This window comes from Bacillus sp. BACIII (genome assembly GCF_057836745.1).
On sequence record NZ_CM174437.1, the window covers coordinates 856,404 to 876,408 of the forward strand.

A 20,005-nucleotide genomic window follows, 5' to 3' on the forward strand; every position below is an offset into this window, starting at 1 on the left:
ATATTCGGTAAACTGTACCTCATAAAGAGGTGTGAACGATGAAGAAAAAATCACTGAGCGAACTGATTCAGGAATTAAAAGATCACGAAAATATTGTGCATTGGCATGAAGAGGAACCGCGGGAGGCCAAAACCATGCCAATGCCCGATCAAGTGGACCCGAAGATCCGGGCGGCTCTCGAAAAGAGGGGAATCGAACGGCTCTTTACCCATCAATACTCCGCTTTCCGGACGGTTCAAAACGGAGAAAGCATCGTGGCCGTCACACCGACGGCCTCCGGAAAAACTTTGTGCTATAATCTTCCGGTTCTCCAGTCTATTGCGGAAGATTCCACAAGCCGCGCGCTTTATTTATTTCCGACAAAGGCGCTTGCGCAGGATCAAAAAAGCGAACTGAACGAAATCATAGATGAGATGGGCATGGACATCAAAAGTTTTACTTACGACGGCGATACCTCTCCGGCCATCAGGCAGAAGGTCAGAAAGGCCGGACACATTGTGATTACTAATCCCGATATGCTTCATTCAGCCATTCTTCCCCATCATACAAAATGGGTGAGTCTGTTTGAAAACCTGAAATATATCGTCATTGATGAATTACATACGTACCGCGGCGTATTCGGCAGCCATGTGGCAAACGTCATCCGCCGCTTAATGAGAATCTGTGCCTTTTACGGAAGCACGCCGTCATTTATCTGCACATCCGCAACAATCGCCAATCCGAGGGAATTGGCGGAACAGCTGACGGGAAATCCTGTCAGGCTGATTGACGACAACGGCGCTCCGAGCGGAAGAAAGCACTTTGCTTTCTATAATCCGCCGATTGTGAATAAACCGCTGCATATTCGAAAAAGCGCCACCGTGGAAGTGAACGAGCTAGCCAAAACATTTCTGAAAAATAAGATCCAGACGATTGTTTTTGCAAGAAGCCGCGTCAGGGTTGAAATTATTTTAAGCCACATTCAGGAAATCGTAAAAAAAGAAATCGGCGCGAAGTCTGTCAGAGGCTATCGCGGCGGATATCTTCCGAAAGAAAGAAGAGAAATAGAGCGGGGATTAAGAGACGGCAGTATTCTCGGTGTTGTCAGCACAAATGCGCTGGAGCTCGGCGTTGATATCGGCCAGCTTCAGGTCTGCGTGATGACGGGATACCCGGGCAGTGTCGCGAGTGCGTGGCAGCAGGCGGGCCGGGCCGGACGGCGGCAGGGGGAGGCGCTGATTGTGATGGTCGCGAACTCTGATCCGATTGACCAATATATTGTGCGCCACCCTGATTATTTCTTTAAACGCTCGCCTGAATCTGCACGGATTAATCCTGATAACCTCATTATACTGGTCGATCATCTGAAATGCGCGGCGTATGAGCTGCCTTTCAGAGCCGATGAAACATTCGGAGAAAATGAGGCAAAAGACATTCTCGAGTATTTAGAAGAAGAAGGGGTGCTTCATGAAAATCGTGAACGATATCACTGGGCGAGCGATTCATTTCCCGCTTCAAACATCAGTCTTCGTTCGGCCTCGCAGGAAAACGTGGTCATCGTGGACCAATCAGAGACGGCCGATGTAAAAATTATCGGAGAAATGGACCGCTTTAGCGCGATGACGCTGCTTCATGATGAAGCGATTTATCTTCATGAAGGGGTGCAATATCAGGTTGAAAAGCTTGATTGGGAGCACAAAAAAGCATACGTGCGAAAAGTCGATGTCGAATATTATACGGATGCCAATTTAGCGGTGCAGCTGAAAGTGCTGGAAATCGACAGAACGGACAGCAGAAGGGAAACGGCCATCCATTTCGGGGACGTGACCGTGAATGCCCTTCCGACGATATTTAAAAAAATAAAAATGACGACATTTGAAAATATAGGATCAGGACCGATTCATCTTCCTGAAGAAGAGCTGCATACAAGTGCAGCCTGGCTTGAATTAAAAGAGACGGATTCTGAGATCGGCGAAAAAACGCTTGAGCAGCTGCTTTTAGGCATTGCTCACGTCCTGCAGCATATCGTGCCTGTATACGTCATGTGCGACCGAAATGACGTGCATGTCGTGCCGCAGATCAAAGCGGCTCATACGGGACTGCCGACAATCTTTTTGTATGATCATTATCCAGGCGGAATCGGACTTGCTGATGAAGTATATAAACGATTTGATGAAATCAATGAAGGGGCTATGCGTCTGATCAGACAATGTCCATGTCAAGACGGATGTCCTTCCTGCATCGGCTCCGAAATAGAGGGAATAGATGCAAAGAAAGCGATTCTCCGGCTCTTGAATTACGTGTAAAAGAAAAGGGGGACGAAAGATGTCCTTGAAAAATAAATTAAAGCGGATGAAAAACCACCTGAATATTCCGGAAGCTGAAATAAAGCCTGCTGCTTCTTCGCTTTCGGACCCGGATATTGAAGTCCCGTTTAGAGAAGAATGGGAGGCATTCGGAGTTAAGCCTTTCTTCTTTGAGGATGAATACTGTCTTATCCGCGAAACCGTTTATCCGCTTTCGCACCGCCACGGACGGTACAGCTTCAGTGAACTTGATGACGTCATGGCGTTATGGAATACAGGCGGTTTGACACATACTTTATCAGCCGAAGGATACGAAAAGAGCCAGCTGTTTTTCTTTGATACTGAAACGACCGGACTCGGCGGCGGGGCCGGCAATATGATCTTTTTGCTCGGCCATGCGAGGGTATATGAAGACCGTGTCACAGTCAAACAGCATCTGCTCCCCAAGCCGGGAAACGAGGCGGCTCTTTACCAAAGCTTTTTAAGTGAGGTTGACATTACGTCCCTTGTTACGTATAACGGCAAAGCCTTTGATTGGCCTCAGGTCAAAACAAGACACACATTGCTGCGGGACAGGCTTCCGAAACTTCCTGAATTCGGCCACTTTGATCTTCTGCACGGGGCGAGACGGCTTTGGAAACATAAACTGGAACGAGTATCGCTTTCGGCGGTTGAAAATGAAGAGCTTGCCTTTAAAAGGGGCGAAGACACGCCCGGGTATTTGGCGCCGATGCTGTATTTCCAATTTTTAAAGGCGGAGGATCCCGATCTTTTAAAGGGAGTGCTCCTGCATAATGAACAAGACGTGCTCTCCCTTATTGCTCTTTACATCCATATGTCAAAAAAGATTTTTGCATCCGCTGATCAGACGTCAGAACATCAGGAAGCCTACGCCATGGCGAAGTGGTTTATCGCCCATAAAGAAACCGATCGGGCTGTTTCACAGCTGGAAGCGCTGCGAGGCAAAGCCTTTGAAGATTCGGATCGGGCCCTTTTTGACTTAGCGATGCTTTATAAAAAACAAAACCGCAGGCAAGACGCAGTGCCCCTTTGGGAGGAACTGACGGGCTCTGATCTTCACATATGCAGACATCAATCAGCGGTTGAGCTGGCGATCTATTTTGAGCATCATGCAAAAGATTTCAAAAAAGCTCTGCAGGCCGCGCAGCTGGCCGCAAAAGACGGGGAAATATCGGAAAAAGAAGCCGAGAAACTCCATGTGAGAATTGCCCGGCTGAAGAGGAAATATTCCTCTTGAAATATTGCCCGGGAAAGCGCAAAAGCCGAGCTGTTTCGCCAAAAATATTTTTTTCTGAATCAGCATCGATTTTGTTGTAGAATGGTGCCGCATCCTGTAAAATAGCGTTAGTTATTTATAGGGGAGAGTTGGTATGTATAAAGGTGTTTTTTACTTGTTCTTTGTCGTGGTTTTTTTGATTGCGTTTGTATTTTCGAATTTTAAAGACAGTCTGCTGATGCACTTCTAAATTGGGTGATTGAATTAGAACATGCACCCGCTTATCTTCATAACCTAACAGTGTAATAAAAGTTAATGGAGAGGGGATTTAGCATGTTTCATCATCATCATCATCATTGCTGCAGACCAAACGTAATGCCGCCGATTGTTCATCCGACTAATTGCTGTGAACACCATTGTTTTACTAACACGGTTGTGCCGCATATTCATCCGCAACATACAACTAACGTAAATCACCACAACTTTGAGCACGTTCATTACTTTCCGCACACTTTTTCAAATGTTGACCCGACAACTCACCAGCATTTTCAGTGCGGAAGCCCTTGCTGCGATCATTAGTATTGAACGTTTAAGCATGGTCGGTAAGGATATCAGCAAATCAAAATGGGGCCCGATGGGAGCCCCATTTTTTAAAGCAGGTGATCAATTGAAAGTATTAGCCGTAACGGGGTACAAGCCGTTTGAACTCGGTATCTTTAAACATGATGACCGGGCGCTTGTTTATATAAAAAAGGCGATAGAAGCCAGACTCAGAAGCTTTCTTGACGAAAGCTTGGAATGGATTCTCATATCCGGACAGCTGGGGACGGAACTATGGGCGGCAGAAACGGCGTACGATCTCAGGGAAGAGTATCCGGAATTAAAGGTTGCTGTAATCACGCCGTTCTACGGGCAGGAAGAAAAGTGGAAGGAACCGAATAAAGAAATGTATGAATCTGTGCTTGCACAGGCAGATTATGAGGAGAGCCTGACGCATCGGCCATATGAAAGCCCGCTTCAATTCCGGCAGAAAAACGCGTTTTTTATTGAAAAGTCAGATGCGCTTTTGCTTTTATATGATCCTGAAATGGAAGGATCGCCGAAATATATGCTGCAGCAGGCGGAAAAACGCCGTGAAAAAGACGGTTATCCGATTTATTCGATTACGATGGACGATCTCCGGGCTGCCGTTGAAGAAGAAGACTTCTTTACATAACATGTCAGAGAACATTTGACAACGGGACGTGTTTCTGAATAAAATATAACATGATGATTCACGATACGAGGTGAAAAAGATGCTTGCTGATAAAGTAAAGCTTTCTGCGAAAGACATTTTGGAAAAAGAATTTAAAACAGGCGTTAGAGGTTACAGACAAGAAGACGTTGACAAATTTTTAGATATGATTATTAAGGATTATGAAACCTTCCATCAAGAAATTGAAGAACTTCAGCAGGAAAATCTGCAGCTGAAAAAACAGCTTGAAGAAGCAAGCAAAAAACAGCCGGTGCAGTCGAATACGACCAACTTTGACATTCTGAAAAGGCTGTCCAACCTTGAGAAACATGTATTCGGCAGCAAGCTTTACGACGAATAAGACAGATGCACTTGTCAAATGAGACAAGTTGCTTTATAATGAACAAGTGTTCTTAACGTTCGGGTAATCGCTGCAGATCTTTGAATCTGTAGAGGAAAGTCCATGCTCGCACGGTGCTGAGATGCCCGTAGTGTTCGTGCCTAGCGAAGAAATAAGCTAGGGCAGCCTTGATAGGCTGACGGCAGGAAAAAAGCCTAAGTCTCCGGATATGGCTGAGTATCCTTGAAAGTGCCACAGTGACGAAGTCTCATCAGAAATGTTGAGAGTGGAACGCGGTAAACCCCTCGAGCGAGAAACCCAAATTTTGGTAGGGGAACCTTCTTGAAGGAACTGAACAGATAGAAGGACAGAATACTTTCTGTAGATAGATGATTGCCGCCCGAGTACGAGGTGATGAGCCGATTGCAGTACGACGGAACAAAACATGGCTTACAGAACGTTAAACATTTATTGATATGACAAATTAGAGCTCTCCTTTAAAGGGGAGCTTTTATCTTGAATGAAACGAAAGCTGAAAAGAGACAGGGTGATACGATGAAGAAGTACACACTAATCGCGACGGCGCCGATGGGAATTGAAGCGATTGTCGCCAAAGAAGTGCGTGATTTAGGGTATGAATGCAAAGTAGACAACGGAAAAGTCATTTTTGAAGGGGACGCGCTTGCGATCTGCCGCGCTAACTTATGGCTGCGGACGGCTGACCGCATCAAAGTACAGGTCGCCGAGTTTCAGGCAAAAACGTTTGATGAGCTGTTTGAAAAAACAAAAGCGATTGACTGGCGCGCATACATTCCGGAAAACGCAAAATTTCCCGTTATCGGAAAGTCCGTGAAATCAGTGCTTGCCAGTGTGCCTGACTGCCAACGGATCGTCAAAAAGGCGATAGCGGAAAAGCTAAAACTGCAATCAAGAAACCAAAATGAATGGATTGAAGAAACGGGTCCCGAGTACAAAGTGGAGATTTCGCTTTTAAAAGATAAAGCCGTCATCACGCTGGATTCATCGGGAACAGGCCTTCATAAACGGGGATACAGGGTTGACCAGGGCGGAGCCCCGTTAAAAGAAACGCTCGCTGCTGCTTTAGTTCTGTTAACGAACTGGACGCCTGACCGTCCGTTCGTCGATCCGTTTTGCGGTTCCGGCACGATAGCGATTGAAGCCGCTTTAATCGGGCAAAACATTGCGCCCGGTTTTAATCGTGATTTCGTCTCAGAAGACTGGGAATGGATCGGAAAAGAAGTGTGGGACAAGGCACGTCTTGAAGTAGAAGAAAAGGCGAATTATGATCAGCCGCTGCAGATTTTTGCAAGTGATGTGGATCATCGGATGGTCAACATCGCAAAAGAAAATGCTGAAGAAGCGGGGCTTGGAGACCTGATTGAATGCAAGCAAATGCGGGTGCAGGACTTCACGACGAAACTCGAATTCGGCGTAATCGTCGGAAACCCTCCGTACGGCGAACGGCTCGGCGAAAAAAGGGAAGTCGAGCGGATGTATAAAGAAATGGGCCGGGCATTTGAATCTCTTGATACATGGTCTATCTACATGTTAACGTCAAATGAACAATTTGAAGAGGTTTACGGAAGAAAAGCGACAAAAAAACGCAAGCTCTTTAACGGTTTTATCAAAACGGATTATTATCAGTACTGGGCTAAAGTGCGGCCGCAGCGGAAAAAGCCGCAACAAAGAGAAGACGCCTGAAACAGCGTCTTCTCCGGCATCTTTACATTTATTCTGCCATTACCAGCGGTGCGCTTTTGCATTGCTCCGTAAAATAATGTTGGTCTGGGACATTTCGGTGTGGCCGTTCACCTGTGATTTAGAGCGTTTCGGCCGCGTCCAATTGTGATGAAACAATTCAGAATGCTGATCTAATCGATCTTTATAACTCATGTAACCATCACTCCCGGATAGAATAAATTTGTGAAGATGGATATTCGATCGAATATCTGTTGTAGTTTGTGCAGGTCATGTGCCAATCATTCAGGAAGCATGTATAGAAAGTGAAGCATCGGCATAGAATGATGATTATTTCTATTTGAGAGGTGATCTATTTTATGCTGAACAGCGAGCACTTCAGTAAGATACAAAAGGCGCTAGCCGCAACTTCTTCCCAGCTGCAGGAAGTTGGAGAGGAGTTCGATCCTTCCGCCATGACTCACGCACAGGAAGATCTTGAAAATGCAGTAAAACATACACATTCAACAGACCATCCCTTTTTATGTTTGCATATCTTTAATCGGAAATGAAAATCAAAAAACTTGGCGCGGCCAAGTTTTTTTGTTGTATTGAGAAGGGTTAAATGATATTATAGATGGTCTGAATGCCGAATAGTTAGGGGTTGGAGTTGGGTGACAACATCACGTTTGCCTTTTGCTTTAACAAAAGAAAAGAATTTTTACGAAGAATTGAACAATTGGATTGGTGACGTGTTTTACGATATCCTTCCCGAAAAAGGCTTTGACCTTCGGGATGAGCAGGTATTTATGGCGTTTCAGCTTGAACGGGCATTTAAAGAAAAAAAGGTCATGTTCGCTGAGGCAGGAGTCGGTACGGGGAAAACGCTGGTGTATCTGCTGTTTGCCATCAGCTATGCCAGATATACGGGGAAACCGGCGATTATTGCATGCGCCGATGAAACGTTAATTGAACAGCTTGTCAAAAAAGAAGGCGACATTTCCAAGCTGACAGAGCATTTGGATTTACAGATTGATACTCGGCTGTCAAAATCCCACGAGCAGTACCTGTGTCTGAAAAAGCTTGAAAAAACGATGCAGCGTTCTGATGATGAAAAGTGGCTGGACCTTTATGAGTCGCTGCCTTCATTCGTGCACGAGTCACAAGCGATGCAGCGCTTTTATCCGTACGGAGACCGCAAGCAGTACGCTGATCTGACGAATGAAGAGTGGTCAAGCGTAAGCTATGATTCCTTCCAGGATTGTTTAACATGTGATATGAGACATAGATGCGGTTTAACACTTTCAAGAGATCATTACAGAAAATCAACGGACCTGATCGTTTGCTCCCATGATTTTTACATGGAACATGTATGGACGGAAGAATCACGCAAGAGGGAAGGGCAGCTGCCGCTTTTGCCGGATCACAGCGCCGTCGTGTTTGACGAAGGGCATCTTCTGGAATTCGCCGCGCAAAAAGCGTTAACCTATCGCGTGAAGCAATCGACGCTTGAGCTGTTTTTAGAGCGCCTGCTTCAAAATGACATCAGAGAAGAATTTGCCGAACTGATTGAAGATTCCCTTGCTGCAAACGATGAGTTTTTCTACGTGCTTTCAGAGGAATCGAAGGAAATCGCCGGTTCTCACCGATTGGACATCCAAAACGACCAGCGCGTGAAGCGTGCGGCTGATGAACTGTGCCGTCTGCTCGATAAAATCGGCGAAGCGCTGGTATTTGAATCGGAAATGTATACGATCGATAAGTACGAGCTGTCAGTCGTAGAAGAATACGTCGAACAAATGGCATATTCCCTTTCACTGTATCAAAAGGACGCCATCAGCTGGCTTGAAACGCAGGATACGGACTCAACATTTGTCGTTATGCCGAGAACTGTAGCCGAAGTGCTTGGAGAAAAGGTCTTCTCTAAAAAGATCCCTTATATTTTCTCATCAGCCACTCTTTCTGAGGGCGGTTCATTTGATTATATTGCACACAGTCTCGGAATCCGCGATTCTTTATCATTTACTGTTGAGTCACCGTACGATTACGAGGAGCAAATGTCAGTTTCTCTTCACGGTGATATGACGTCTGAGCAGAAAACAGTCCGAACGATTGATACGATTAAGGAGAATGAAGGCCGAACCCTCGTTCTTTTCCCTTCCTTTGAAGACATGAAGGAATTTAAAGAACAGGCTGCCGCATGGGAGCTGCCGTATCCGATATATTACGAAGGTGACGAAGAGATCAGTAATCTGGTCGAAAAATTCCAGCGGGATGAAAAATCCGTGCTTTGTTCCGTCCACTTATGGGAAGGTCTTGACATTCCGGGTGACTCGCTTCGAAATGTGACCATTTGGGCATTGCCGTATCCGCCTCATGATCCTGTGTTTACCGCGAAGCGGAACGGAGCGAAAAAAGATCCGTTTGAGGAAGTTGATCTGCCGTACATGCTGCTGAGAGTCCGGCAGGGAATCGGCCGCCTGATCCGCTCCAATCAGGACAGCGGAACCATATCTATTTATGCGGGCGGAGAAAGTGAACGGGTCTTGTCCGAGATCAAAAAGGTCTTGCCTGTTACACCAAAAATCGTATAAAAACAAATGCTGCAGGATTTTTATCCTGCGGCTTTTTTAAATTCTGGAAAACCAACAAGTTGACTTTATCACAGCGTTCCATTAGCCTGTAATTGATAGTGAAAAGGGAGGGAACCGATATGGATATACATACATATGAAAAAGAGTTTTTTGATCTGTTAAAAAGAGTATCCCATTATGAAGAAGCCATTGCGCTTATGCATTGGGACTCAAGAACGGGAGCCCCGAAAAAAGGCTCCGATGACCGTGCGGAAAGCATCGGACAGCTGTCGGCTGACGTTTTTCAAATCCAGACATCCGACCGGATGAAAGAGCTGATTGACATCCTTCTCGCGCATGCAAAGGAGCTCTCTGAAGATACAGTGAAAGCGGCGGAACTGGCAAAAAAAGATTATGACCATAATAAAAAAATTCCTGAAGAAGAGTATAAAGAATATGTCATTTTGACATCAAAAGCTGAAACGGCTTGGGAGGAAGCAAGGGCGGCCTCCGATTTCTCCATGTTTGCTCCTTATCTTGAGAAGCTGATTGATTTTAATAAGCGGTTTATATCTTATTGGGGCTATGAGGATCATCCGTACAACGCATTGCTCGATATTTTCGAACCGGGTGTTACGGTAAAGGTGCTGGATCAGCTGTTTTCTGAATTGAAGGAAGCGATCATTCCCTTAGTCAAAAAAGTGACGGCATCCGGCAATAAACCGGACACCGCCTTTATCACAAAAACGTTTCCGAAAGAAAAACAAAGAGATCTCTCCTTGTACTTCTTAAAAGAGCTCGGGTATGAGTTTGACGGCGGCCGCCTGGATGAGACGGTGCATCCGTTTATGACGACAATCAACCGCGGCGATGTGCGGGTGACGACCAGATATGACGAAAACGATTTCCGTACCGCGATTTTCGGAACGATTCATGAATGCGGGCATGCAATCTACGAGCAGAATATTGACGAAGCGCTGAGCGGGACAAATTTATCTGACGGTGCATCCATGGGAATTCATGAATCCCAATCGTTATTTTATGAAAATTTTATCGGCAGAAATCAACATTTCTGGACCGCATATTATGAAAAAATGATTGAGGCTTCGCCTGATCAATTTCAAGATGTAAAAAGAGAGGATTTTGTACGCGCCGTCAACGAGGCGAAACCGTCCTTTATCCGAATTGAAGCGGATGAGCTGACATACCCGCTTCACATTATTATCCGTTATGAAATTGAAAAAGCGATTTTCAGTAATGAAGTGTCAGTGGAGGAACTGCCTGCATTGTGGAATCAAAAATATCATGATTATTTAGGTATTACGCCGCCGTCTGATGCAAAAGGTATTTTGCAGGACGTTCATTGGGCTGGCGGAGATTTCGGTTATTTCCCTTCCTATGCGCTCGGATATATGTATGCGGCTCAGCTGAAGAATACCATGCTTGACGATTTGCCTGAATTTGATCAATTAATCGAACGGGGCGATTTTGAGCCGATCAAACAATGGCTGACAGAAAAGGTTCATCAGCACGGAAGACGCAAACTGCCGCTTGACATTATTAAAGATGCAACGGGAGAAGAGCTGAACGTTCAATACCTCATTGAGTATCTTGTCGGCAAATATTCGAATTTATTTCTATAAACGAAACACCCGGTGTATACCGGGTGTTTTTCTAAACCGAAAAGACGAATAATAGAGATTAATTGTTCGAAAAAAGTTCGTGATTATTAAAATTTCTCTATGCAAAATAAGCGGGTCTTGTTATAATTTGATTAATATCATACGAACACTCATATAATCGCGTGGATATGGCACGCAAGTTTCTACCGGTCACCGTAAATGTCCGACTATGAGTGAGCAATGGAACGGCTTTTATTCGGCCGTTACGTGTAGACATTCGGCATTGCTTGCTCTTTTTATTGAGAGCGGGCAATGCTTTTTTATTTTCTATAAGCGGGGGTAATCATTGTGGAAGCATTAAAACGAAAAATAGAAGAAGACGGAATCGTTCTTTCTGACCAAGTGCTGAAAGTTGATTCTTTTTTAAACCATCAAATTGATCCGGTTCTTATGCAGCAGATCGGCCGTGAATTTGCACGCCGTTTTGAAAAAGACGGTATCACAAAAATCGTCACAATTGAATCTTCGGGCATTGCGCCTGCGGTGATGGCCGGCCTTGAACTCGGCGTTCCCGTCATTTTTGCGAGAAAAAGGAAGTCTCTCACGTTAACGGATGATCTGCTGACGGCGTCCGTTTATTCTTTTACGAAAAAAACAGAAAGTCAGATTGCCGTCTCAGGCAGTCATCTTTCTAAAGATGACCGCGTGTTAATCATTGACGACTTTTTAGCGAACGGACAGGCGGCAGAAGGGCTTTTATCCATCGTAAAACAAGCGGGCGCAGCGGTTTGCGGGATCGGCATTGTCATTGAAAAGTCGTTTCAGCCGGGAAGAGACGGGCTTGTGAAAAAAGGATGCCGTGTCGAATCACTGGCGAGAATTCAATCGCTTAAAGACGGAAAAGTGACATTTGTACAGGAGGTCCGTTCATGAAAAACAGCTATGCCAAAACTCTTTCCCTCGGTATCCAGCATGTCCTTGCCATGTATGCCGGCGCCGTTGTCGTTCCCTTAATTGTAGGAGCGGCGCTGGGACTGAATGCAGAACAGCTGACATATCTCGTTTCAATTGACATTTTTATGTGCGGGGCGGCTACGCTGCTTCAAGTATGGAGGAATAAATGTTTCGGCATCGGCCTGCCCGTTGTGCTCGGCTGTACGTTTACCGCGGTGGCGCCGATTATTTCCATCGGCAAGGAATACGGGATTTCTGCCATTTACGGAAGCATTTTGGCATCGGGTCTGCTTGTCATTCTGCTGTCTTTTTTCTTCGGCAAGCTTGTCGCCTTTTTTCCGCCCGTTGTAACCGGATCTGTCGTCACGATTATCGGGATGACCTTGATGCCGGTTGCAATGAATCATATTGCCGGCGGGGAGGGCAGCAAGGATTTCGGTGATCCGGCTAACCTTGCCCTCGGATTTACGGTGCTTGTCATCATCGTGCTGCTTTATCGGTTTACAAAAGGATTTATGAAATCCATTTCGATTTTAATCGGCATTGTCATCGGGACGGCCATCGCTTATTTTATGGGCAAAGTGCAATTTGACAATGTGGCGAACGCTGACGCAATTCAAATGATTAAACCGTTTTACTTTGGGACGCCGACATTTCATGCGGCACCGATTATTACGATGTCCATCGTTGCCATTGTCAGCCTTGTGGAATCAACCGGCGTCTATTTCGCTTTAGGTGATCTGACAAACCGGCGCCTGTCAGAACGTGATTTAGCAAAAGGCTACCGCGCTGAAGGCCTTGCGGTATTCATCAGCGGCATTTTCAACGCATTTCCGTACACGGCCTATTCCCAAAACGTCGGCCTCGTGCAGCTGACGGGAATTAAGAAAAATGCGGTCATCGGCGTTACGGGCGCACTTTTAATGCTTTTCGGTCTTTTTCCGAAAATCGCAGCTTTCACGACCATCATCCCATCTTCGGTACTGGGCGGAGCGATGGTGGCCATGTTCGGCATGGTCATTTCCTACGGCATTAAAATGCTCAGCCAAATTGACTTCAAAAAGCAGGAAAATCTTCTGATCGTCGCGTGTTCAGTCGGATTGGGACTCGGCGTAACCGTCGTTCCCGATATGTTTAAACACCTGCCGTCTTACTTAAATCTTTTGACCACAAACGGAATCGTCGCCGGCAGCTTTACCGCCGTCCTTTTGAATATTGTTTATAATATGATTCCTAAAACGAAAAAAACCCTTGATGTGACAAGGGTTCAAGAGGGTTAGTCATCCGTTTTTTTTAAAATCACATTTTAATAACATTTCTTTATGAAATCCCGAGATCGAGGATGCTTCCGAAAGTTTGCTGAACTTTTTGTGAGGCATCCTCTTTCATTTTATTATTATCATTGTTGAAAAAGAAACAAATTGAGCGATACGGGTTCCGCCTTACTTCGCTGAAAACTATCCGAAACTGTATGTAAGTGAACATATGACCAAATGTAATAGAAAAAAGGAGAATGGAGGGGTTATATCATAAACGAATACCATTTTCGGACTGTGATGACACGAAACTCGGTTTAGACCATGCAATGAAATGCCTGATGCCTGAAATTTTAACTGCAGGATGGGCACTGAGGGGAATGTCTTGTGCCCGAATCCTTACAAAAGAAGAAGAAGGGAAAGCCCCTTCTTTTAATTAATCCATCCTTCAAAAGTTGCACGATAGAACCCTTCGATTATCTCTACTTTCTTAAGGTAATACGTAACACCATTCTTAACAGTTGTATTTGGGATATCCCATCTGTGAAGGTAATCAATTGTAAAAGAATCTTTGGTGGCTTGTGTCGAAAATTTTGTTTGTGTTGAGTCGCTATTTGTATTGCCAGGGCTAGATGCAAAAGCAGGGGCGGCAGAAACGAGTAAAGCGAGAGACAAGGCAGAACCAGTTAAAACTTTTTTCAATTTCATTTTAAACACTCCTTTATTTTTTAATACACTTGTATTATTACACATAATACAAAAATAACCAAGGGGTTTATTGTTAATATTTTGTGAGTGTGAATTTAGTTAGGGGAGTGGATGGCGATAGGTGCAATTCTTTCATTCAATGTTGGGACTTTTTTCAGGATATTGATAACTATATAGAGAAAAAGAGTTGAATATTGCTGGCCTCTGGTGATCTGCAGCGTTTGAGTGAGTGCTTGCTTTAGATATTTCAATGCTTTTCCAACGGGGAAGGTGCGATATGAAATTTAACACTGAACCAATTGTACAAAAGTAAAATCTTTATTTAAAATGTTATAATAAATACGAATTTTCAATGTGGGGGGTTATCTTTTGGAAGAGACGAAAAAAGCTTTAATCATTGTGGATGTACAAAAAGCTTTCGATGATAAAAAATGGGGAGAACGAAATAACGTAATGGCAGAAGAAAATATCAGTAGAATACTGAAATTATGGAGAGAAAAAGGATGGACAGTCATATACATCCAACACATTTCTGATAAACCCGGTTCTTTATTTTATCCGAAAAGTGAGGGAGTTGCGATAAAGGAAATCGTTAAGCCTATGGATGAAGAAGTCATCATAACGAAGAAAGTAAACAGCAGCTTTATTGGTACTAATCTGGAAGAATTCTTAACATCAAATGGTATAACAACTGTCGTAATAACGGGTTTGACTACGCCTCACTGTGTTTCAACAACTGCAAGAATGAGCGGGAACCTAGGATTTGATACCTACCTCATTTCAGATGCAACAGCAGCCTTCGGTATGAGAGACCAAAATGGTACATATTATGATGCGGCAGCTATTCACAATATATCTCTGGCTACATTGCATGATGAATTTGCCACAATATTAACGACTGATCAATTAATCAATGATTTTATTGAAACTCACTGATTATGGGCGGGCGGCTTCTCCAATAGGAGGCATTTTTTTATTGTTCGTCACTTTGTTTTTATTAGCAGTAGCGATTGAAAAAAGCATCTGAAGCAGATGCTTTTTTTGTTCGTATATGCGAATCATTCAAGCTTTGTTGGCTTGTGCTGAGTCTGGTGTCTTTTGATTTCCTCGAATATATTGGCTTGATCATCTTTTTCTGGTTGAGGCTCTTTGTTAAGGAATTTTGGATCGATCACATTTTTAAGATCTTTGATGGTTAAAGGCTTACAGTCATCTTTTAATTCGTAGCCTAATTGTCCATTAGCTTCTAAAGTGGCATATTTAATTGTGTTTATATTTGAAATGCCAAGAAGCCTTAAACGCATTTCAAGTTGATCTGCTGTCAGTCTCAACTTCTTTAAGTTTTTTATATTAAGTTGGCCGTCTTCTATAACGAATTTAGATTTTCCGGTTAAAAAAATTCAATCCAGTTTACTTTTACTTGAATCCATTCCATCAAAATCAAAGCACTAAAAAGGATAGACGCAGCGATTAATGTTTTCAATAAACTAGTTTCTAAAATGGGATGAACGATAATCGTACCGATTGAAATCATCACCATTGTCTGTGCGATGGTCATTTGTGCAATGGATTTTCTCCCTGAAATTCTCAGTAAAATCATTCCGAATGCAATTATAATTAATTCTTCCCAAGCAAATTTCATGTTATCACCCTGGATTGTGTTTTATCAAAAATAAAAGAGCAAGTAAGAGGTTTTATGGGGTACTTGCTCACGAAGAATTATTACCCTTACATTTAATTTTATTCATTTTAGGTGTTTTCCTGATCGGGGAACTTATCTTGTGCAGACGAGGTTCTTCCGGAATTTTTAAAAGGGAGTGTGGGAAAAGCGACATGGTTGGGAACGAAAAAAGGGTGCACACACAAAAAAGGCAGCGCTCAACTCGAGCAAAAGAGGGTTTGATAATTGAACAGCCTAAGGGGGAAGAAAACATTCCATATCCTTTGGTCACGTCAGCATATATCAAGATATAGGGTGATCCTTAACAGTAGCTGGGGAACTCAAGCGCCCGAGAAATGATTGAAGATTCCGGATTAATCCTCGATAAAAGGAAAACCAATAATTATCATCGGGTAAAATGAAAATAGCACAGGGATATTAATATGTTTGATCTTTTATAAAAGGCAATGAAAAGTGAAACTGGAAGAAGGGGCAGAGCCCCCGCATATATATTAGTAACAGCGCTCATAATTCCCATACCAGACCCCGTTCCAGGAAGAAACTCCTTTTAGATACCAGTTATTAACGCCGTCAAAATAGATGTTCGGAACTTCATTTCGGGAAAACCATGGACCAAATTGATCTGCCACACATGTTCTTAACGCCTTTGTTTCATTGGTTGTGCTGGCAGCCGGAGCAGCAGTTGCAAAAGCAGGAGACGCTGATACAAGTAGAGCTACAGATAATGCAGAACCTGTCAATACTTTTTTTAATTTCACTTTTGACACTCCCTTTAAAATAGGATTGAAAAAAATAATATCTGGTTGAAAAATAGAATACTGGCAATCAATTATTCTTTCATCGAAAAGGTAATATACTGATTATATTTATTTGTTATTTAAGCCAAGCTTTCTGTCCGTCAACTTTTATAGACGGCTGTCCAAGTCCCATCAGCACCATGGAAGGTGATGTTGTCTAAATAATAGGTGATTCCATTCCGGTAAATTGAAGTAGGATAATCAGGGCCAGAACCATTAAGTATGAACGTCGCCAAAGCAGATACTTCCTTCGTTTTACTATCTGCAGAAGGTGTATCAGCAGGACCTGCGGCAAAAGCAGGGGCGGCAGAACAGAGTAAAGCGAGTGACAAGGCTGATCCTGCTAAAACTTTTTTCATCTTCATTGTAAACACTCCTTTTCTTTTTTAATACAATTGTATTATTACATATTATGTTAAATATGTACATGACTATCTTTGTTAATTTTTTGTGAACAAACAGATAATCTATTTAAACGCAGAGATGAAATAAGTATGATGATGAAGCAATTATCATCTATAAAAATAAGATCAGGAAGCGGCTGATTTCTCAAAAATCATCTGCTCTTGCGAAATGAGGAGTTGCATGACATTTACGGAGCGGGCGTTAGCCATTATTAAACAGATACCTGAAGGAAAAGTGATGACGTATGGGCAAATTGCCGGTCTTGCGGGAAGTCCGCGGGGAGCGAGGCAGGTTGTGAGGATTCTTCACTCCATGAGTAAAAAGCATCGTCTTCCTTGGCACAGGGTCATCAATGCGAAGGGGGAAATCGGATTGAAAGATGAAGAGCTGTTTTCTGTACAGAAGCTGTCCCTTGAGGCTGAGGGGGTAGAGGTCACGTCAGACAGACGGATCGATCTCAATTTATACGTCTATGATCCGAATATGTAAAAAACCTGCCGTATATCGGCAGGTTTTTCAGTTATATGCTCCGACCCGATCAGAAAGGTTTTGCCGGATATAAGGCCATTCCTCCCGGAGGATGGAGTAGTAGGCGGTATCTCTGAGGCCGCCGTCGACAGCCCGAACATGCGCGCGGCGGATGCCTTCAAATTGGGCACCGATCCTCAAAATCGCAGTCCGTGAGCGCTGATTGCGAACGTCGGTTTTCAGCGTCACCCTGACAGCCTGCCACACGTCAAACGCATGGGTCAGCATCAAAAGTTTACACTCCGTATTGACACCGGTCCGCTGTACGGAAGAGGCATACCATGTGCTGCCGATCTCACACAATTCCGGAGCTGCCTCCGCCGGCCGCGTAAATACCTCCACATCCATAAACCTCGTGCTTCCGACGATTCGGTCAGTTTCAAGGGTCCGTACTGCAAAAGGCAATGCAATTCCTTTTTCATAATCGGAAAGCGCACGCTCAATATAACGCTTTGTTTCTTCGATGCCGTCAGGAACATGGGTGTAAGCATAAGTCGTCCTATTTTCTGAAGCTGCTTCGCAAAGTGCCTGAGATTGATCAATCGCCAGCGGCTCTAACTGAACGAGTGACCCTTTAAGAATGACAGGTGTCAGCATTCCCAATCACAACCTTTTTTCATGAATGGGTCAAGTATAGTCGAACGGCTTATCATTCAAAAGGGCCAATTTTAAATTAAAATGGCATGTCAGTGAAATCCTCGATTCAAACTTATGCATACATTCAGGAAAAAAGCGGAAACCTTTATGTGAAGAGGTGATGGGCATGGCATATGTGTTATCGGTCGGAACCAGCATTCCGGAATATCATGTCTCGCAAGAAACGGCGGCGGATTTTGCGAGAGGGATGTTTGCCAATTCATTTAAGGATATTGATCGGCTGTTAAAAGCTTTTCAAAACGGCGAAATTGAATCAAGACAGTTTGTCCGGCCGATTGAATGGTATAAAACGGCACGGGGTTTTTCAGAAAAAAACCGGCTGTATACGGAAGAAACCGTTAAGCACAGTGTGGATGCGGCGGTTGATTGTTTGACAAACCCCCGATGTTTAACAAACCCGATTCCATATGAAAAAGTGGATGCGATCTTTTTTATTTCCAGCACCGGGCTTTCGACACCGAGCATTGAAGCGAAAGTGATGAATCAGCTTCCGTTTTCTCCAAAAACAAAACGGATTCCGATCTGGGGACTAGGATGCGCAGGCGGAGCGGCCGGCCTGTCCAGGGCGTACGAATACTGCCGCGCCTATCCCGAAGCTTACGTGCTTGTCATCGCGGCTGAGCTTTGCAGCTTAACATTTCAGCCGGAGGACAAGTCAAAAAGCAACTTAATCGGAACCTCCCTGTTTGCGGACGGAATTGCCGCCGTGCTGATCGGAGGGGAGAAGGCGAACCGAAAAGACGTCAAACTGCCGCTCGTTCCGCGGATATTCGCCACTCAATCGGTGATGATGCCCGATGCGGAAGATGTGATGGGCTGGGAATTCACCGACAGCGGGTTTCAAGTCATTTTTTCAAGAGACATTCCTACCCTTGTTTCGCATTGGCTGAAAGACAATGTTAATGTATTTTTACAAGAACAGGGAATCCTGTCTCACGACATTAAAACCTTTCTTGCCCATCCCGGCGGGAAAAAGGTCATTGACGCCTATTTAACGAGTCTTTCAATGGACACCGGACAGCTTGCTGCATCTCAGAAGGTGCTGCAAAAACACGGGAATATGTCTTCCGCAACTATTTTTCATGTCATAAAAGAGCAGCTGCTGCACGGGATGCAGAAAGAAAACGAAAAAGGGCTGATCGGCGCTCTCGGGCCGGGATTTTCGTCTGAGCTTTTGCTGTTCAGCTGGGAAAAGGGGGCATCTTAATGTTTTGGCTGTTTATCATGCTGCTTGCGGTCCAGCGGATTGCGGAGATGATCGTAGCCCGGCGCAATGAGCGGAAAGTGAAAAAGCAAGGCGCCGTCGAATACGGAGAAGGGCATTATCCCTTTCTCGTCCTGATGCACGTGCTCTTTTTTGTCTCTCTTACAGCCGAGGTGGCGGCATTTCATAAAGCGCCTTCTCCAAGGTGGGCCGCCATTATATGTATCATTTTCTTTGTGCAGGGGATCAGGTATTGGGCGCTTTTATCATTAGGGCAATATTGGAATACGAAAATTCTTGTCGTGCCGGATGCGGAGCTTGTCAAAAAAGGGCCGTACAGGTGGATGAAGCACCCGAACTATGCGGTCGTCATTTTAGAATTTATCTTGCTGCCGCTGTTATACGGAGCGTACTGGACATTGTTTCTCTTTTCAATCTTGAATGCATGCATGCTCACTGTAAGAATTCGCGCCGAAGAGAAGGCTTTAGAAGAAAACACCGCAAAATAGGATTGAAAATCATTCTCACTCGTGATAAGATGTAAATATGAAAATGATTCTCATTCAAGGTGGTGCGGAAAATGACCATGTTATTTTTACTAGCAGCCGTTTGTACATACAGTGTTTTAATTGGTTTTGTTTTGAAAAAAGTTTCGAATAAATCAATGTCCTCTTAAACATCTGCGGTTTTTCCTGCCGCGGGTGTTTTTTCTTTATCAGCTGCCGATATCGGCGGCTTTTTTGCGTTTCCTGAAGAAAAGTAAGCCATTCTTGTGTAAAATGGGGGAGAGGTTTTTTTCAGAGCTTTCTAAAAACGAAAACGTCAT

At 44.2% G+C, this 20,005-nt stretch carries 21 protein-coding genes, 1 other RNA gene, 2 pseudogenes and 1 riboswitch; of the genes and pseudogenes, 18 read left to right on the forward strand and 6 right to left on the reverse strand.

Going from position 1 to position 20,005, the window contains the following annotated elements; all coding sequences use genetic code 11:
- The first annotated feature begins 38 nt into the window (after window positions 1–38).
- The 8 genes and pseudogenes from ACXN9U_RS04425 to ACXN9U_RS04460 all read left to right on the forward strand — a co-directional run bounded on the left by ACXN9U_RS04425 (window position 39) and on the right by ACXN9U_RS04460 (window position 6,818).
- Window positions 39–2,285 carry a DEAD/DEAH box helicase gene (locus tag ACXN9U_RS04425; RefSeq protein WP_095241705.1) on the forward strand — a complete coding sequence of 749 codons (2,247 nt, stop codon included), beginning with the start codon at window positions 39–41 and terminating at the stop codon, window positions 2,283–2,285.
- Window positions 2,286–2,304: 19 nt separating this feature from the next.
- Window positions 2,305–3,543, forward strand: coding sequence for a ribonuclease H-like domain-containing protein (locus tag ACXN9U_RS04430; RefSeq protein WP_489202216.1), 1,239 nt, complete (start codon window positions 2,305–2,307; stop codon window positions 3,541–3,543).
- A gap of 121 nt (window positions 3,544–3,664) precedes the next feature.
- Window positions 3,665–3,772: pseudogene (locus ACXN9U_RS04435) on the forward strand (hypothetical protein); the annotation flags it as partial.
- A gap of 83 nt (window positions 3,773–3,855) precedes the next feature.
- Window positions 3,856–4,101, forward strand: a complete 246-nt coding sequence (cotD, locus tag ACXN9U_RS04440; protein ID WP_269774894.1) for a spore coat protein CotD — start codon at window positions 3,856–3,858, stop codon at window positions 4,099–4,101.
- A gap of 88 nt (window positions 4,102–4,189) precedes the next feature.
- Entirely contained in the window at window positions 4,190–4,738 is a 549-nt protein-coding gene (locus ACXN9U_RS04445) for an SLOG family protein (RefSeq protein WP_489202217.1), read from the forward strand.
- A gap of 79 nt (window positions 4,739–4,817) precedes the next feature.
- Window positions 4,818–5,117, forward strand: coding sequence for a cell division regulator GpsB (gene gpsB / locus ACXN9U_RS04450; RefSeq protein WP_003153541.1), 300 nt, complete (start codon window positions 4,818–4,820; stop codon window positions 5,115–5,117).
- Window positions 5,118–5,172: 55 nt separating this feature from the next.
- An RNA gene (gene rnpB, locus ACXN9U_RS04455) (RNase P RNA component class B) lies at window positions 5,173–5,554 on the forward strand.
- A 97-nt stretch (window positions 5,555–5,651) separates the two neighbouring features.
- On the forward strand, window positions 5,652–6,818 hold the full coding sequence (locus ACXN9U_RS04460; protein ID WP_489202481.1) for a THUMP domain-containing class I SAM-dependent RNA methyltransferase: 1,167 nt from the start codon (window positions 5,652–5,654) through the stop codon (window positions 6,816–6,818).
- Window positions 6,819–6,857: 39 nt separating this feature from the next.
- On the opposite strand, the gene ACXN9U_RS04465 is transcribed toward ACXN9U_RS04460, so the two are convergent.
- Window positions 6,858–7,010, reverse strand: a complete 153-nt coding sequence (locus ACXN9U_RS04465; RefSeq protein ID WP_003153548.1) for a YpzG family protein — start codon at window positions 7,008–7,010, stop codon at window positions 6,858–6,860.
- A gap of 164 nt (window positions 7,011–7,174) precedes the next feature.
- Between ACXN9U_RS04465 and ACXN9U_RS04470 the strand changes: the two genes are divergently transcribed.
- The 5 genes from ACXN9U_RS04470 (at window position 7,175) to pbuX (ending at window position 13,223) form a co-directional block, all read left to right on the forward strand.
- A complete protein-coding gene (locus ACXN9U_RS04470) occupies window positions 7,175–7,366 on the forward strand; it encodes a hypothetical protein (RefSeq protein ID WP_060964923.1) in 192 nt (63 codons plus the stop codon).
- A 102-nt stretch (window positions 7,367–7,468) separates the two neighbouring features.
- Complete coding sequence (locus ACXN9U_RS04475) at window positions 7,469–9,388, forward strand: ATP-dependent DNA helicase (protein ID WP_489202218.1); 1,920 nt, start codon at window positions 7,469–7,471, stop codon at window positions 9,386–9,388.
- A 119-nt stretch (window positions 9,389–9,507) separates the two neighbouring features.
- Window positions 9,508–11,010, forward strand: a complete 1,503-nt coding sequence (locus ACXN9U_RS04480; RefSeq protein WP_047475751.1) for a carboxypeptidase M32 — start codon at window positions 9,508–9,510, stop codon at window positions 11,008–11,010.
- A 129-nt stretch (window positions 11,011–11,139) separates the two neighbouring features.
- Window positions 11,140–11,239, forward strand: a riboswitch (purine riboswitch).
- 98 nt (window positions 11,240–11,337) lie between these two features.
- Window positions 11,338–11,922, forward strand: coding sequence for a xanthine phosphoribosyltransferase (gene xpt, locus ACXN9U_RS04485; RefSeq protein ID WP_060964925.1), 585 nt, complete (start codon window positions 11,338–11,340; stop codon window positions 11,920–11,922).
- On the forward strand, window positions 11,919–13,223 hold the full coding sequence (gene pbuX, locus ACXN9U_RS04490) for a xanthine permease PbuX (RefSeq protein WP_438420102.1): 1,305 nt from the start codon (window positions 11,919–11,921) through the stop codon (window positions 13,221–13,223). The genes xpt and pbuX overlap by 4 nt, the downstream gene beginning before the upstream one ends.
- Window positions 13,224–13,631: 408 nt before the next feature.
- On the opposite strand, the gene ACXN9U_RS04495 is transcribed toward pbuX, so the two are convergent.
- Complete coding sequence (locus ACXN9U_RS04495) at window positions 13,632–13,907, reverse strand: hypothetical protein (protein ID WP_159354295.1); 276 nt, start codon at window positions 13,905–13,907, stop codon at window positions 13,632–13,634.
- A 369-nt stretch (window positions 13,908–14,276) separates the two neighbouring features.
- On the opposite strand from ACXN9U_RS04495, the gene ACXN9U_RS04500 reads away from it, so the two are divergent.
- Window positions 14,277–14,843, forward strand: coding sequence for a cysteine hydrolase family protein (locus tag ACXN9U_RS04500; protein WP_489202219.1), 567 nt, complete (start codon window positions 14,277–14,279; stop codon window positions 14,841–14,843).
- A gap of 122 nt (window positions 14,844–14,965) precedes the next feature.
- Here the strand turns inward: ACXN9U_RS04500 and ACXN9U_RS04505 are convergent.
- The 3 genes and pseudogenes from ACXN9U_RS04505 to ACXN9U_RS04515 form a co-directional block, all read right to left on the reverse strand.
- A pseudogene (locus ACXN9U_RS04505) lies at window positions 14,966–15,549 on the reverse strand (DUF421 domain-containing protein).
- Between the two features lie 530 nt (window positions 15,550–16,079).
- Entirely contained in the window at window positions 16,080–16,346 is a 267-nt protein-coding gene (locus ACXN9U_RS04510; RefSeq protein WP_489202220.1) for a hypothetical protein, read from the reverse strand.
- Between the two features lie 140 nt (window positions 16,347–16,486).
- The gene (locus ACXN9U_RS04515) at window positions 16,487–16,750 is read right to left on the reverse strand and encodes a transcriptional regulator (RefSeq protein ID WP_438420098.1); all 264 of its coding nucleotides are present in this window, start codon (window positions 16,748–16,750) and stop codon (window positions 16,487–16,489) included.
- A 220-nt stretch (window positions 16,751–16,970) separates the two neighbouring features.
- Between ACXN9U_RS04515 and ACXN9U_RS04520 the strand changes: the two genes are divergently transcribed.
- A complete protein-coding gene (locus ACXN9U_RS04520) occupies window positions 16,971–17,279 on the forward strand; it encodes an MGMT family protein (RefSeq protein ID WP_489202221.1) in 309 nt (102 codons plus the stop codon).
- Window positions 17,280–17,306: 27 nt separating this feature from the next.
- Here ACXN9U_RS04520 and ACXN9U_RS04525 read toward each other — a convergent pair whose 3' ends face one another.
- Complete coding sequence (locus tag ACXN9U_RS04525; protein ID WP_489202222.1) at window positions 17,307–17,915, reverse strand: GNAT family N-acetyltransferase; 609 nt, start codon at window positions 17,913–17,915, stop codon at window positions 17,307–17,309.
- A 166-nt stretch (window positions 17,916–18,081) separates the two neighbouring features.
- Here ACXN9U_RS04525 and ACXN9U_RS04530 point away from each other — a divergent pair, with 166 nt between their 5' ends.
- The 3 genes from ACXN9U_RS04530 (at window position 18,082) to fbpC (ending at window position 19,855) form a co-directional block, all read left to right on the forward strand.
- Window positions 18,082–19,182 carry a type III polyketide synthase gene (locus ACXN9U_RS04530; protein WP_489202223.1) on the forward strand — a complete coding sequence of 367 codons (1,101 nt, stop codon included), beginning with the start codon at window positions 18,082–18,084 and terminating at the stop codon, window positions 19,180–19,182.
- Entirely contained in the window at window positions 19,182–19,688 is a 507-nt protein-coding gene (locus ACXN9U_RS04535; protein ID WP_045926127.1) for an isoprenylcysteine carboxyl methyltransferase family protein, read from the forward strand. The genes ACXN9U_RS04530 and ACXN9U_RS04535 overlap by 1 nt, the downstream gene beginning before the upstream one ends.
- A gap of 71 nt (window positions 19,689–19,759) precedes the next feature.
- Window positions 19,760–19,855 carry a Fur-regulated basic protein FbpC gene (gene fbpC, locus ACXN9U_RS04540; protein ID WP_095241696.1) on the forward strand — a complete coding sequence of 32 codons (96 nt, stop codon included), beginning with the start codon at window positions 19,760–19,762 and terminating at the stop codon, window positions 19,853–19,855.
- Window positions 19,856–20,005 lie beyond the last annotated feature (150 nt).